Source organism: Pseudodesulfovibrio tunisiensis (genome assembly GCF_022809775.1).
In the GTDB taxonomy this organism is placed as follows: Bacteria; Desulfobacterota; Desulfovibrionia; order Desulfovibrionales; family Desulfovibrionaceae; genus Pseudodesulfovibrio; species Pseudodesulfovibrio tunisiensis.
On record NZ_CP094380.1, the window covers coordinates 1,540,490 to 1,555,533 of the forward strand.

14 protein-coding genes and 1 tRNA gene are annotated in these 15,044 nt (G+C 59.8%); all 15 read right to left on the minus strand.

Annotated elements, in window-relative coordinates; all coding sequences use genetic code 11:
- Positions 1-80 precede the first annotated feature (80 nt).
- A complete protein-coding gene (locus tag MPN23_RS07635; protein ID WP_243547105.1) occupies positions 81-1,730 on the minus strand; it encodes a ribonuclease J in 1,650 nt (549 codons plus the stop codon).
- Positions 1,731-2,462 carry a lysophospholipid acyltransferase family protein gene (locus MPN23_RS07640; protein ID WP_243547106.1) on the minus strand — a complete coding sequence of 244 codons (732 nt, stop codon included), beginning with the start codon at positions 2,460-2,462 and terminating at the stop codon, positions 1,731-1,733.
- Between the two features lie 148 nt (positions 2,463-2,610).
- Positions 2,611-5,010: a phenylalanine--tRNA ligase subunit beta gene (gene pheT, locus MPN23_RS07645; RefSeq protein ID WP_243547107.1), complete on the minus strand. Its 2,400-nt coding sequence runs from the start codon at positions 5,008-5,010 to the stop codon at positions 2,611-2,613.
- Positions 5,011-5,088: 78 nt separating this feature from the next.
- A complete protein-coding gene (gene pheS, locus MPN23_RS07650; protein WP_243547362.1) occupies positions 5,089-6,114 on the minus strand; it encodes a phenylalanine--tRNA ligase subunit alpha in 1,026 nt (341 codons plus the stop codon).
- A gap of 26 nt (positions 6,115-6,140) precedes the next feature.
- Positions 6,141-6,494, minus strand: a complete 354-nt coding sequence (rplT, locus tag MPN23_RS07655) for a 50S ribosomal protein L20 (protein WP_243547108.1) — start codon at positions 6,492-6,494, stop codon at positions 6,141-6,143.
- Positions 6,495-6,585: 91 nt separating this feature from the next.
- A complete protein-coding gene (rpmI, locus tag MPN23_RS07660; RefSeq protein WP_243547109.1) occupies positions 6,586-6,783 on the minus strand; it encodes a 50S ribosomal protein L35 in 198 nt (65 codons plus the stop codon).
- A gap of 41 nt (positions 6,784-6,824) precedes the next feature.
- The gene (gene infC, locus MPN23_RS07665) at positions 6,825-7,376 is read right to left on the minus strand and encodes a translation initiation factor IF-3 (protein WP_243547363.1); all 552 of its coding nucleotides are present in this window, start codon (positions 7,374-7,376) and stop codon (positions 6,825-6,827) included.
- Complete coding sequence (thrS, locus tag MPN23_RS07670; RefSeq protein ID WP_243547364.1) at positions 7,366-9,297, minus strand: threonine--tRNA ligase; 1,932 nt, start codon at positions 9,295-9,297, stop codon at positions 7,366-7,368. The genes infC and thrS overlap by 11 nt, the downstream gene beginning before the upstream one ends.
- A gap of 89 nt (positions 9,298-9,386) precedes the next feature.
- Positions 9,387-9,461: transfer RNA gene (locus MPN23_RS07675), tRNA-Val, on the minus strand.
- A 210-nt stretch (positions 9,462-9,671) separates the two neighbouring features.
- A complete protein-coding gene (gene recJ / locus MPN23_RS07680) occupies positions 9,672-11,381 on the minus strand; it encodes a single-stranded-DNA-specific exonuclease RecJ (RefSeq protein WP_243547110.1) in 1,710 nt (569 codons plus the stop codon).
- A 314-nt stretch (positions 11,382-11,695) separates the two neighbouring features.
- Positions 11,696-12,556, minus strand: a complete 861-nt coding sequence (locus tag MPN23_RS07685; protein ID WP_243547111.1) for an HDOD domain-containing protein — start codon at positions 12,554-12,556, stop codon at positions 11,696-11,698.
- A 54-nt stretch (positions 12,557-12,610) separates the two neighbouring features.
- Complete coding sequence (locus tag MPN23_RS07690) at positions 12,611-13,426, minus strand: tetratricopeptide repeat protein (RefSeq protein ID WP_243547112.1); 816 nt, start codon at positions 13,424-13,426, stop codon at positions 12,611-12,613.
- 11 nt (positions 13,427-13,437) lie between these two features.
- Positions 13,438-14,139, minus strand: coding sequence for an orotidine-5'-phosphate decarboxylase (gene pyrF, locus MPN23_RS07695; protein ID WP_243547113.1), 702 nt, complete (start codon positions 14,137-14,139; stop codon positions 13,438-13,440).
- Positions 14,132-14,740 (minus strand): guanylate kinase, encoded by a 609-nt coding sequence (gene gmk / locus MPN23_RS07700; protein WP_243547365.1) that lies wholly within the window; start codon positions 14,738-14,740, stop codon positions 14,132-14,134. The genes pyrF and gmk overlap by 8 nt, the downstream gene beginning before the upstream one ends.
- A 35-nt stretch (positions 14,741-14,775) precedes the next feature.
- The gene (locus tag MPN23_RS07705) at positions 14,776-15,042 is read right to left on the minus strand and encodes a DUF370 domain-containing protein (protein WP_243547114.1); all 267 of its coding nucleotides are present in this window, start codon (positions 15,040-15,042) and stop codon (positions 14,776-14,778) included.
- Between the last annotated feature and the right edge of the window lie 2 nt (positions 15,043-15,044).

A 15,044-nucleotide genomic window follows, 5' to 3' on the forward strand; every position in this document is an offset into this window, starting at 1 on the left:
GAACGCACGTAGCAACGCTCACGATTTCTTACCGCATGCACAGGATGAAGTCCACAGGCTGGACGAAGTTCCCGACAGGATCAGATATAGATGACCAGCGGGACCACCACGGGATCACGCTCCAGCACCTTGCGGAAGAAGCGGCGCAATGCGGACCGGATGCGCTCCTTGAGCTTTTCCGTGTCTCCGGGCGCAATGTTCTCGTGCACGTCCAGCACGATGCACTTGGCATCGTCCAGCACATGCATGTACTGCTGCTCGAACACGAACCCCTTGGACACGATGTCCGGGCCGACCGAGATTTCCCCGGTATCCTCGTCCACCACGAGCAGCACGATGACCATGCCTTCCCCGGCCAGCAGCATGCGCTCCTTGAGCACGGTCTGCCCAACGTCGCCCACGCCCTTGCCATCCACCAGAATCCGGGCAGCAGGGACCTCGTCCTCGAAACGGATGCCGTCCTCGTGAAAGGTCACGGGCTGGCCGTTCTCGATGACCAGAGCCCGTTCCGGGGCAACGCCGGACTCCACGGCCAGTCGCTGGTGCTTGACCAAATGCCGATATTCGCCGTGCACCGGAATGAAATACTTCGGCTTGACCGTTTCCAGCATGAGCCGCAGCTCCTCGCTGTGCGCATGACCGGAGGCGTGAATGCCCTGCACCCGTTCGTAGAGCACTTCCGCGCCCAGCCGGTACAGATTGTTGATGACCTTGGTGATGGCCTTGACATTGCCCGGAATGAAACGCGAGGACAGGATCACCAGATCGCCGGGCCGAACCGCGAGCTGGCGGTGTTCGCCCTCGGAAATCCGGGACAGCGCAGCAAGGGGTTCGCCCTGTGACCCGGTCACCAGCAGCACTATCTGATTCTCGGCATAGCTCCCGGTCTGTTCCACCTCGATGAAGGTATCCGCAGGCACGCGCAGATGCCCCTGTTCCCGGGCCAACTCGATGTTCCGCATCAGGCTGCGGCCGGAGATGGCAACCTTGCGACCTTCGGCCTCGGCCAGATCGAACACTTCCTGAATGCGCTGGATGTGACTGGAAAACAGGGAAACCAGAATGCGGCCCTTGGCCGTGCTGAAAATCTCGCGCAGGCTGGATTTGATCTCCCGTTCGGTCAGGGCAAAGCCGTCGCGCTCCACATTGGTGGAATCCGACAGCAGCAGGGTTGCCCCGGGTTCCGCAAAGCTCTTGAACGCCTGCATGTCCGTGGCATGACCGTCCAGCGGATTGCGGTCGATCTTGAAATCCCCGGTATGCACCACCCGCCCGGCCGGGGTTTCGATGCCCAGACCGTAGCCGTCAATGATGGAATGACAGACCGGGATGAAGTTGAAGGCCATGTCGCCCAGTTCGATCCGTTCTCCGGGCTTGACCACGCGCAGATCGGCCCAGCGGTCCAGATCACGTTCCTTCAGCTTGCTTTCCACAAGGCCGAGAGTGAATTTCGACCCGTACACGGGCACGTCCACGCTCTTGAGCAGCCACGGCAGCGCGCCGATATGATCCTCATGCCCGTGGGTCAGAACAATGCCCTTGAGCTTGTCCCGATTGTCCATCACCATGTCGAAACACGGGATCACCACGTCCACCCCGAACAAATAATCCTCGGGAAACATCAGGCCGCAGTCCACCATCACCATGGAGGTTTCCGTGGCGTAAAGCATACAGTTCATGCCGATTTCACCGAGTCCGCCCAGCGGATACAGCGTCAGTGGGGAAGCCATCTATTTCTCCTCGTTCCTCATTTCCCGGTAGGCGGTCATCATCATTTCCCGAAGGTCGTCCTTGAATTTGTCACGTTCCTTCAGAGTATATGCGGAAGAATCTATCACGGGAAGCGTTTTGATGCGAATGGTATGTCTGTTGTCCAGAAATCGTCCGCCCTTGGGCATGACCCTGCCGGTGTTGACCATGACGAACGGCACCACGGGCAGGCCGGACTTGAGCGCGAGGATCACCCCGCCGGACTTGAATTCCAGAAATTCATCAAGGTTGGTGTTGCGCGTGCCCTCGGGAAAGATCACCGGGCTGATGCCGCCCTTGATCTGATCCACGGCTGCGGCAAGACTCTTCATGGCCGCCCTTCTGTTGCCCCTGTCGATGGAAATGTGCCCGGCACGGGCCATGGCCTTGCCGAACAGGGGGATGTCGAACAGGGACTGCTTGGCCACGAACCGGATATGCACATCCTTTTCCAGAAACACCGCGTCCAGAATGGGAATGTCCAGATTGCTCTGATGATTGCCGATGAGTACGTAATGCCCGCCCGGTTCAATGGAACTGAGGTCCGCGTCGATCCTGAGACCGCCGAGGCGAATGAGCTGTCTTCCCCATTGCAGGGCCGGAGCGTCCTCCTGCTCCTGAGTGGACCGGGCCGAATCCACAAGCAGCATCTTGATACTGTAGTAAATGGTTACCGGAATCAGCAGCAGCGAAAACAGAATTCTGTGAAGCATTGGCATTCCTGATTGTTTTTGTTTGAAATTGAGTAAACCAATTCCGGTCGTGAAACAAGGGGACGAATTTGGCCCCCGAGCTGCGGACCCCAACAAAAAAAGGGAGCCTCGGACCGAGGCTCCCTTGTCATTCCTTGGAAATCGGGCGCTAGAAACGGACCGGCAGCTTGCTGGAAAGTTCGTTGAGAACGCGCTTGTGCTGCTTGTCCACTTCCTTGTCCTTGAGCGTCTTGGCCGGGTGACGGTAGGTCAGGCGGAAAGAGAGATTGCGCTCTTCCTCCTGCCCCTCGGGAATGTATTCGGCCACCAGCTCCACGGATTCGAGAATCTTGATGTTCATGTCCCGAATGGCGGCAACCACGGCTCCGGCCTGCAACGTCATGGAACCGATCACGGTCACGTCGCGACGGGACGGCGGAAACACGGGCAGATTCGCAAACTGGATACTGTGTTCGCGGGTCAGGTCGCGGAGCATTTCCACGTCCAGATCAGCGACCCACACGTCCTTTCTGGCGTGATAGTAGTCCGCCATCTCCGGCCGGACCATGCCCATGAAACCGACAGGCTTGCCATACACGCTCACGGACACGCAGGGTTCAAGATAGGCGTGATCGGCAACCAGCGCGAATTCCGCTTCCTCCAGCTTGAGGGAATCGGACAGCAGGTGCTCCACATGGCCCTTGATGTCAAGGTAATCGGCATCGGCATGCGGCCACGGCCACTCCTGAGCGTGACGGGAGCCATAGAGCAGAATGCCCAGTCGGGTATGCTCGCGGGTCTCGGTCTCGGACTCGGCATCGGCCACGAACCGCTTGGCGACCTCGAACACACGCACATGGTTGTTGCCCTGAGCCAGATTGTGCTTCAGGGTATTGAGCAGACCCGGAGTCAAATCCGTGCGCATGACATTCTGCTCTTCGGACAGGGGATTGGCAATGATCACGCGGCCTTCGGGAGCCATGTTCAGGCGGTCCAGATCATCCGTGCCCACAAAGCTGTAGTTCACGGCTTCGGACAGGCCCGCGCCAGCGCCCCAGAGCTTGATCCGGCGGATGAAGCCGTAGGGGGTGTCGGATGTGACCTCGCCGTCCATGTTCTTCTTGACCCGGGGCAGTACCGCCGGGATGCGATCCAGACCATAGACACGGCCCACTTCCTCGTACAGGTCCACCTCGCGCTCCAGATCAAGGCGATGGGACGGGGAGGAAACCTTCCAGTTGTCAGGATCGGAATCATCCACCTGACACCCTTCAAGAGTAAAAACCTTCTTGGCGAATCCGGGCTCCAGATCAAGACCGAGCAGCCGCATGCAGCGATCGTGACGATAGCCGTGCACGCGGTCCTGCCACGGAGTCGGCTCGTTCACGGCCACGCCGGAAACCACGGAGCCGCCCGCGATCTCGGACATGAGCTGGGCAGCGCGATCCAGACAGAAACGATTCAGCACCTGATCCACGCCGCGCTCGAAACGATAGGACGCATCACTGGGCAGAGCCAGCCTGCGAGCGGTCTTGCGGATGGTGCCGGGCCGGAATACCGCGGACTCCAGAAGCACGTTGCGGCTATCTCCGGTCATCTCGGAATTCAGGCCGCCCATGACGCCGGCAAGGGCAACGGGCTTGACGCCGTCCCAGATCAGCAGATCGGCCGGGGTCAGGGTGCGCTCCACCTCGTCAAGGGTGGTGAACTTCATGCCGTCTTCGGCCGGAGCAACACGAATGGTGGCCTTTTCGATGCGATCCATGTCGAACGCATGCAGGGGCTGGCCCAGTTCGAACATGATGTAGTTGGTCACGTCCACGATATTGCTGATGGGACGCTGACCAACCGCGAGAAGGCGCATGCGCATCCATTCCGGAGAAGCCTTCTGCTGCACGTCACGGATGATGCGCGCGCTGTACAGCGGGCACAGGGCCGGATCGTCGATGACCACCTTGATCTCGCCAGCCGCATCCCCGCCGGATTCGGTCAGGGCCAGCTTGGGCATGGTCAGGGGCAGATCAAAGGCCAGCGCAGCTTCACGGGCAAAACCCAGATGGGAAAGACAATCCGCGCGGTTCGGAGTGATGTCGAAATCCAGAACCGTGCGTTCGAGCTTGAGCGCGTCCACCAGTTTTTCGCCGGGCTTCAGGTCCTCGGGCAGGACCCAGATTCCGTCGTGATTATCGGAAAACTCCAATTCGCGCTCGGAGCAGATCATGCCGTGGGAAGGCAGACCACGCAGCTTGGCCTTCTTGATCTTGAGGCCGCCGGGCATGACCGTGCCAACCTTGGCCACGGGCACCTTCTGGCCCTGACCAACGTTGGGCGCGCCGCAGACGATGTCCAGAACCTCGTCTCCAACGTCCACCTTGCACACGGACAGTTTTTCCGCTTCGGGGTGGCGGCCGCATTCCACGACGTGGCCGACCACGATATCCTTGACCTTTTCAAAGGGGTCCTCGATGGAGTCCAGTTCCAGGCCGAGCATGGTCAGCCTGTCGCCCAACTCCTGAGCCTCGCCTTCGAAAGGAACGAATTCACGCAACCAATCGAAACTGATGAGCATCGCACTACCGCTAAGTCAAAAGTTGCAAAAAGGCGCGGAACGCCCCTGTTCGGGACGTTCCGGCCGTAAAATCTCCGTCTAGGCGAACTGTTCCAGAAAACGGACGTCGTTTTCGAAGAACATGCGCAGGTCGCCGATGCCGTACTTGAGCATGGCCACGCGCTCCACGCCGAGACCGAACGCGAAGCCGGTGTACAGCTCCGAATCATAGCCCACGGACTTGAACACGTTCGGATCGATCATCCCGCAGCCGAGAATCTCGACCCAGCCGGTGCCCTTGCAGACACGGCAGGTCTCGCCGTGAATCTCGCCCTTGCCGCCGCACATCACGCAGGAGATGTCCACTTCGGCGCTGGGCTCGGTGAACGGAAAGAAACTGGGGCGGAACCGAACTTCGGTGCCCTGACCGAACAACTGGCGCACGAACACGGTCAACGTGCCGCGCAGGTCGGCCATGGACACGTTGGTGTCCACGAGCAGTCCCTCGATCTGGTGAAACATGGGGGTGTGGGTCAGGTCGGAATCCCGGCGGTAGACCTTGCCCGGGGCGATGATGGCCAGGGGCGGCTTGCGGCCGAGCATGCTTCTGATCTGCATGCCCGAAGTATGGGTCCGCAGCACGATCTTGTCCGAGACGTAGAGGGTGTCCTGCATGTCCCGAGCCGGGTGCTCGGGGGGAATGTTGAGGGCCTCGAAATTGTGCCAGTCGTTTTCCACTTCCGGACCTGCGGCGTGCTCGAAACCGAGGCCGGTCAGCACTTCGCAAATCTCGTCCATGACCAGAGTCACGGGGTGAAGGGAACCGGCCCAGGGTTTGCGGCCCGGCATGGTGGGATCGAAGCGTTCCAGAGTCTGGCTCTTTTCCGCAGCCAGAAGACCGGCCTGCCACTTGTCCAGCAGGTCGGTAATGAACGTCTTTACCTCGTTGGCCTTCTTCCCGGCAGCAGGCTTGTCCGAATTGTCCAGCTTGCCGAGAAGGCTCATGGACTGGGCCAGCTTGCCCTTTCGCCCGAGGAATTCGATCCGGATCTCATCCAGTTCCTTTAACGAACAAGCCTGGCCGCGACCTTCACAGTCGCGGACCAGGCTGTCCAGCCCTTCCATGAAGGACTTGAGTTCATTGTTCACAGCTACTTAACCTTGGCTTTTGCGGCCTCGGCGATCTTGGCGAACACTTCCTTGTCGCGGACCGCCATGTCGGCCAGGACTTTCCTGTTCAGCTCGATGCCGGCCTTCTTCAGACCACTCATGAATCGGCTGTAGGACAGGCCGTGCACACGGGCAGCAGCGTTGATGCGCATGATCCAGAGCTTCCTGAACTCGCGCTTCTTGCGCTTGCGATCACGGTAGGCCTTTGCAAGGGCCTTTTCAACACGCTCGCGAGCGGTGCGGTACAGGCGGCTGCCGGCGCCACGGTAGCCTTTGGCCAGCTTCAGATACTTGTTGTGGCGCCTCTTGGCGGCCACTCCACGCTTGACTCTCATGTCAAACCTCCATCTCTTACTACCCCCCGGGCCGGACGGACTCCCCCGGCGGGGCGGATCAGGTTAATGGTTGCTTTCTTGATGACCGCTGCTAGCCGTTGGGCAGCATGCGGCGGACGGCCTTCTTGTTGGCACCGTCCACGGTAGTGGTCTGACCCAGACGACGCCTTCTCTTGGCGTTCTTCTTGGTCAGGATGTGCCTGAGGTTCTTCCTGCGGCGTTTGAATTCGCCGCTGCCGGTCCGGCTGAAGCGCTTGGCAGCAGCCCTTCTGGTCTTGATCTTCGGCATATTATCCTCCTTGACGGGGCACATGGCCCCTGGGATGTCGCTTATTTTTTAAACGGGGAAAGCAGCATGGTCATGGTCCGTCCTTCCGATGCCGGCTTGCTTTCCACCTTTGCGATCTCCTGAGTGTCCTCGACAACACGGTCCAGGACCATCAGGCCGCGGTCCTTGTGGACGATTTCGCGGCCCCTGAAAAAGATGGTGACCTTGCAGCGATCACCGCCCTCAAGAAACGTGAGAATCTTCTTGAGCTTGGTCTGGTAATCGTGCTCGTCGGTCTTGGGGCGAAATTTGACTTCCTTGATCTTGATTACGGTCTGCTTCTTCTTGGCTTCCTGCTGACGCTTCTGCTGTTCATACTTGAACTTGCCGTAATCCATGATCTTGCAGACCGGCGGGTCGGCATTGGGCGCGACCTCGACAAGATCGTACCCCCGTTCCCGGGCAATCTGCAGGGCCTCGCGGGTGGCAATCACCCCGAGCTGTTCCCCCTGTTCATCCACAACCCGCACCTTGGGGATGCGGATTCTCTCGTTACGCCTTACCGGATCTTCCTTGCGGCCCCCCCGGTTAGAGGCTCTGCGCTTAAAAGCTATAGCTCATTCCTCCACGTTTGAACGGCGCCTGCGCGTCGTCAAGGATCAACTGCACAGCGTCTTCCAAAGACTGCATCCCGGGATCATCACCGTCGCGGGAGCGGACGTTGACCGACCCGGCCTCAACCTCTTTATCACCGACCACCAACATGTACGGGATCTTTTCGACCTGGGCCTCCCGTACCTTGTAGCCCAACTTCTCGTTTCGAAGGTCTGCCTCGACGCGAATACCCTTATCTCGCAGCAATTGCAAGACTTGGCGGGCAAACTCGTTCTGGGCGTCGGTCACGGTCAGGATTCTGGCCTGCACCGGGGCGAACCAAGTGGGGAACGCGCCCGCGTAGTGCTCGATGAGAATGCCGAGAAAACGCTCGACAGACCCCATGATGGCACGGTGAACCATGACCGGGCGATGGCGGTTACCATCCTCACCGATGTAACTCAAGTCAAAACGTTCAGGCAAGGTAAAATCGACCTGCACGGTGGAGCACTGCCATTCGCGACCCAGGCAGTCCCGCACCTTGACGTCGATCTTGGGGCCGTAGAACGCCCCGTCGCCTTCATTGACATCGTAGGGCAGATCAAGGGATTTCATGGCCTCTTCCAGGGAAGTGGTAGCCAGTTCCCACGCCTCGTCCGAGCCGATGGACTTTTCCGGACGGGTGCTGAGCTCCATGCTGCATTCCAGATCGAACAGGCCCATGAGGTCCTGCACCCATTTGATCACGCCCTTGATCTCGTCCTGAAGCTGGTCCGGACGACAGATGATGTGCGCGTCGTCCTGAGTGAAGCACCGCACACGCATCAGGCCGTGCAGCACGCCCGATTTTTCGTGCCGATGCACCACGCCCAGCTCGAAATACCGTTGGGGAAGTTCCCGGTAGCTCATGAGCTTCCGGTTGTAGATGAGCATGTGGGCCAGGCAGTTCATGGGCTTCACGCCGTAGGCCTGCTCATCAATCTCCGTGAAATACATGTTTTCACGGTAATTTTCGTAATGGCCCGAGGTTTCCCAGAGTTCGCGTTTCAGAATCTGGGGACCGCGCACAAGTTCGTAGCCGCGCTTGAGCTGCTCCTTGGTGACGAAATCCTCGAGAATGGTGCGAACCAGAGCGCCCTTGGGGTGCCAGTAGGCCATGCCCGCGCCGCCAGCTTCCTGAAAGCTGAACAGATCAAGCAGGGTACCGAGCTTGCGATGGTCGCGCTTCTTGGCTTCCTCAAGCTGATGCAGATGCTTCTTGAGCGCCTTGGGATCGGCCCAGGCAGTGCCGTAGATGCGCTGAAGCTGCTTGTTCTTCTCGTCGCCGCGCCAGTACGCGCCGGCAACCTTGAGCAACTTGAAGGCGTTGAGCACGCCGGTCCGGGGCACGTGAGGTCCGCGGCACAGGTCCGCGAAGTCGCCGTGCTGATAAATGGAATACGTCTCCTCGCCCAGATCGTCGATGAGCTCCAGCTTGTAGTCCTCGCCCAGATCGGCAAAGAACTTGCGGGCCTCGTCTGCCGAGACCTCGCGGCGCGAAAATTCCCTGTTCGCGCCCACGGAGCGGTTCATCTCCACCTCGATGGCCTCGAGATCCTCGGGAGTGAAGGGACGTTCGAAATCGAAATCGTAATAGAACCCGTTTTCAACGGCGGGACCGATGGTCACCTTGGCCGAAGGATACAGGTGTTTGACGGCTTCCGCCATCAGATGGGCCGTGGAGTGACGAATGATTTCCAGCCCATCCTCGGAATCTCCGAAGACAGGCTCGAGAGTTGTGCATCCGGGAGAGACAGGAGTGCTCAGATCAAGCAGGGTCTCGCCGCAGCGGGCGGCCACGACCTTCTTGAACTGTTTTTTGGAAAGCCCCTGTTGCAGGGCCTCGGCGCAGGATGCACCGTCAGCGATTTCCATCTCCTCTCCAGAAACGTGGATGCGCACTTTCATTAACTCCTTCGCCGGAAGCGTCCCCGGCGCCAGTTCAATACAAAAAAAGAAGGGAGGCACAGGGCCTCCCTTCAGGGGATTTCTGGTAGGCGCGAGGAGATTTGAACTCCTGACCCCTTGCGCGTCAAGCAAGTGCTCTCCCCCTGAGCTACGCGCCTTTGCTGTCGAAGCGAGGTGGAAACTAAACGTGAGCCGCCTGGTTGTCAAGCAGGTTTTTCACTTTTTTTTTCTTTTCCCACCAGCCCGGTTTGGCCGATCATGACAAAACCGTCCGGGAAGCCACGCCACACCTCGCTTTTCAAAACAACGATACCGAACCGACTACAATACTTGTTCTTTCATTCCCTATCAGAAAACGCTTCTCCAAATCAGGTCAACCAGTCCCGAATCCGCAAATCAATGCTGGGAATGCCATTGTACCGATCGATTTTCGGGGTGAATGCAAACCGCATGGTCTCGCCCAGAACATCCGAAGGCAATTCCCCGGCCATGCGCCAGAGCTTGGCCGGAAGCCGTGCCCCGGTCTCCGCATCCGCAAGCACCAGCTTGAGGTGTTCCCGCTCCCTGCCGAAGACCCGGTACTCGGCCACCTTGACCGGAGCCGAGGCAAACACGGGCTCGGGATTGCCCATGCCGAACGGCTGAAGCAGTTCCAGTTCCCTGAGCAGGGTGTTGTCGATCAGGGAGAACGGCAGTTCCCGGTCCAGTTTCAGGGTAGGCGTCAGGGGATGCGGCCCGATCTCGTCGGTCACGGCCTTGTCAAAGGCGTCCCGCAATGCCTCCAGATTGTCCGGCTCCATGGAAAGCCCTGCCGCAAGCTTGTGCCCGCCGAATCCGGCCAGCAGATCGGATACGGCATTCAATCCGCCGAACAGGTCGAACTCGCTGATGCTCCGGCCCGACCCCTTGATCAGGCCGTTGCCGTTTTCCGGAGCGCAGAGCATGAGCGTGGGCTTGTAGTGCTTTTCCACCACACGGGAGGCCACGATGCCGATGATGCCGGGATGCCAGTGCTCCGCAAACAGGACCAGCCCGGCCCTGTCGCGCATTTTTTTGGCCTGTCCCAGCGCCTCGGTCGTGATGACCTGCTCCTGCAACCGCCGCTCGGCATTGACCCGGTTCAGTTCCTCGGCAATGGGCATGGCGGTCTCCATGTCCTCGGCAAGAAGCAGGTCCAGCGCCTTGCCCGGGTCGCCCATGCGCCCCGCCGCATTGATGCGCGGAGCCAGATTGAAGCCGATCTGCCCTGCCCCGAGTTCGGCATGCCGGTCATAGTCGCTGACCAGCTTGAGTGCGGCAATGCCGGGCCGTTTGGCCTCCTTGATGAGCAGCAGCCCGTTCTTGACCAGAATGCGATTCTGATTCGTGAGCCGGACCACGTCCGCAATGGTGCCGAGCGCCACGAAATCCAGCAGGCAACGAATATCGATGCGGTCGCCCGGCAGACGCGAATTCAGGGCCGCGGCCAGCATGAAGGCCACGCCGACCCCGGCAAGGTCTGCGCACGGGGAATCGTCCGGTCCGAGTCTGGGGTCGCAGACGGCATGTGCGTCCGGCAGGGTCTCGCCGGGCAGATGATGGTCCGTGACCACCACGGTCATGCCCAGTTCCCGGGCGCGCGCCACAGGCGCGATATCGGAAATGCCGCAGTCCACGGTCAGAAGAATGTCGGCCCCCTGCTCGCGCAGGGCTCCCACGCCCTCCACGTTCATGCCGTAGCCCTCCTCAAGCCGGTTGGGCAGGTGATAGAGGATATCCATGCCCCGACGCGCGAAGAAATCCTTGAGCAAAGCCGTGGAGGTGATGCCATCCACGTCGTAGTCGCCCCACACGGCAATCCTGCCACCATCGGCAACAGCCTTGGCAATCACGTCCGCAGCCTCGATCAGGCCCGGAATGCAGTCCGGCGGAGCCATGTGCCGCAGCATGGGGGACAGGAAACGATCCATTTCCTCGGCATTGCGCAGACCGCGCGTCCAGAGAATTTCAGCTACGAGTGGAGATATGGACAGATCTTCGGCAACAGTGGCGATCGACGCAGGCGGCTTTTCGCCGCGAGGTTTCCAGATACAGGGCAAAAGCCGCCTCCAATTATTCGATTTTGATGGTGGGCACGCAAACAGTCATTCACGGAAACAGGGGATGATTCAAAAGGAAAAACCCGCTAGGCGCAAGAAAATTCCAAGACCGTCCTGCACAATCAGCACACAACACATTGAAATTATTGCAACACCAAATCAAGCTGCCGTTTCCCCCCCCTCCCATTCCCGGGCTGTTCAGGAATGGTGAGATGCAAGGCGCAAGGAAATGCCAAGGCCGACGCGTATACGTAATACGCGAGGGGGTGGCATTTGCGAAGCAACGCAGCAGATCGCCGTTTCTGGACAGCCTGTCATGCGAGAAGGGATGCGAACTGCTCTATATCCTCGGAATCCAGCAGGTCCTCGGCCAGTTCCGCAATTTCCTGCGGTTCCACGCCGACATCCGGACACAGGCTCTCCATGCGCACCGCATACGGGCTTTCCGGGTCGGCCGCGGCATGGGCAGCGCAATCGGCCAGACACAACAGGCCGGATTCGGAGGAGTGTGCCGGAGACAAATCCGGGGCATGATGCCAGTTCACGGGCTCCACGAGATCGGGCGGCAGGTCCCATGTCCTGAGCACGAGCGCGCCGATCACGGCATGATCCATTCCCCAGTGCTCGTCTTCGGCCTCGGCATCGGTCAGTTCCTGTTCCTCGGTCAGGCTCTGTATCACTGACCAGTCCCCGGGCCGCTTCATGGCGATGATGAGCTTGCCGATGTCATGCAGCATGCCTGCGGTGAAAAGGTTGTCGGGAACACCGACATCGATGAGCCGGGACAGTTCGCGGCAGACCATGGCCACGAAGAACTGATGCGTCCAGTAGGCCTGAAGATCGAATTCCTCGGGCAGGCCATGCTTTCCGGTCAATTCCCGTACGCCCAGAGCAAGCACGATGTTCCGAATTTCCTTCATGCCCAGCACGGCTGCGGCCCGGTTCACGGACGTGACCTCGGCCTGAAGCCCGTAATACGCGGAATTGGCCATGCTCAGGATGCGGGTGGTCAGGCCCTGATCCCGGCTCAGGGTGGACCCGACTTCCTCTAGGGAGGCCATGGAATTTCCGCCGGTCTGTTCGAAAAGCCGCTTCAGCATTTCCGGAGAAAACGGAAGGTCCTCGCGCATTCTGGGAATCTCGCGCAACAACGCCTGTACACTTTCCTGATTCATGCAGTGCCCCTCCGCCGGACGGGCGGCCTTGCAAGGGCCGATCGCGCCGGAAGTCTAATCAAGGTTCAGCGAACCGTTTTCGGCTCCATTCGGACCAAGATGCCCCTGTTTGCGGAGATACTCCAGAAACAGTTTGCTCTCTTTCAGTTCCGGATTCACTTCAAGACTCTTTTTCAGGTACTTCCTGCAATTCGCGATATCGCCCTTTTCAAAGTAGCACCGGGCGATGTTATGGAAAAGATGCTCGTCATTCTGGACCAGTTCCTCGGCCCGAAGGTAATACTTGAGCGCCTGATCATACATCCTGTTCTTGCGCATGTTGATGCCGAAATCGTTGAACAGATGCTTGTGCTCGCTTTGGAATGCGGCCTCAAGGGTCACGAGCCGCTCGAAGATGTCATTGGCCTTCACCTGATCCCCGCGATCCAGATAGGTCAGGCCAAGGCCGAAGTTGGCGCGCACGTTTTCCTCGTCGATCGAGGTGGCGCGCTTGAATTCGAACTCCGCGGAATACGCGGCTCCGCGTTCGCGGTTCTTCTCCCCGCGCACCACGGCATCGTCCATCTCGCGGATGGCCGGAAACACCGTGGTCATGTAGAATTCGGGTTCGGGATTGAACTTGGACAGAAACTCGTCCTTGGGGATGTCGCGCCTGGGGCCGGAAGGGACATAATTGCGATTCAGGGGTTGCACCGACACCTTGTCGCCCGGAAGCTCTTCCACGCTCCAGTAGGTCTTCTGGATCGTGCGACGTTGCGTGGTGCCCGTGCCTACCTTGGCAACGGACTGGGTGGAAAACACGCCCTTGATCTTTTCCCGACCGAGACCGACGACCTCGTGTCCGGGAGTCTGGGCATCGCCTTCAGCCATTGGCCGCCCCCTTACGCCGACTGCATTTCCTCCAATATGGCCCGGGCCGCCACCTCCGGCGACTCGGCACCGGTCACGGGCCGTCCGACAACCAGAAAATCCGATCCCAGCCGAATCGCTTCCGCAGGCGTGACAACGCGCCGCTGATCTCCGCGATCGTGCCCGGCAGGCCGGATGCCCGGGGTCAGGCAGATGAAGCCCGGACCACAGGATGCCTTGATCTTCCGAGCCTCCAGCCCGGAACAAACCACCCCATTCAAGCCATATTGCTTGGCTTTCACAGCCAGGTCAAGCACCATCTCCCCGGGAGCAGGGGCATGGCGCACGGGCAGGTCGCCCTCTTCCATGCTGGTGAGCATGGTCACGCCCAGCACCAGAGGAGGTTCGGCCCCGACAGGAGTACCTTCCAGACAGCCCTGCATGGCAGCCTCGGCCATGCGCCTGCCGCCCAGAATGTGGATGTTGACCATGTCCACGCCCAAGGCGACGGAAGAACGGATCGCGCCCTGCACGGTATTGGGAATGTCGAAGAACTTGAGGTCCAGAAAAACCTTGAAGCCCATGCCCTTGAGTCCGGCCACCACGGACGGTCCCTCGGCCGAGAACAACTCCATGCCCACCTTCATCCACGAGGCGGTTCCCCGAAGCCGACCGGCCATGTCCAGTGCGGACTTCGCATCCTTGAAATCAAGCGCAACGACAAGTTCAGCCACGATCTTCCTCCCAGGTGTCGAGAACGGATTCCAGCAGGCCGGGCCGCAACGCAGGCAAAGTGAGACCGGCAAGATACACGGCCCGCAGTTCGCGGTATGCCTCGTCCAGATCATCGTTGACGACCCAGTAGTCGAACCAGTGCGCCTCGCGCAGCTCGCCCTCGGCATTCTTCATGCGCCGGGCAATGGAGTCCTCGGAATCCGTACCACGCCCGGAAAGGCGGCTGAGCAGCTCCTCGCGGGAAGGTGGCAGCAGAAACACGAACACGCCTTCGGGAAAGACCTTCCTGAGCTGACTCGCACCCTGTACGTCGATGTCGAACAGCACGTCCTGTCCGGCGTCCAGCATCTTTCGGACCGGAGTCGTGGCCGTGCCGTAGAAGTTGCCGTGCACCTCGGCCCATTCGCAGAATTCGCCCTTGGAACGCATGGCCACGAACCTGTCACGGGACACGAAATTGTAGTGCACCCCGTCCTCTTCCCCTTCACGGGGATCACGGGTGGTATAGGAAACCGAAAATCCGAAATCCGGGAATTCCTGCCTCAGCTTGGATATGAGAGTGCTCTTTCCGGTGCCGCTCGGTGCGCAGATGACCAGCATCAGCCCCTTGCGGGCCGGACCGCCCTGGTTTCCCACTACTCGCCCTCCTCGGCGGTGAAACGTTGGCCTATGGTCTCGGCCTGAATGGCCGAAAGAATGACATGATTGGAATCCGTGATGATGATGGCGCGGGTCTTGCGGCCCTGAGTCGCATCGACGAGTCGGCCTTCCTGACGTGCATCCTCGCGCAGGCGGCGCATGGGCGCGGAGGTGGGATTCACGATGCCCACCACCCGGTTCGTGACCACGAAATTGCCGAATCCCACGTTCAACAGCTTCTGCTTGTGATTCTGATTCTGCATGA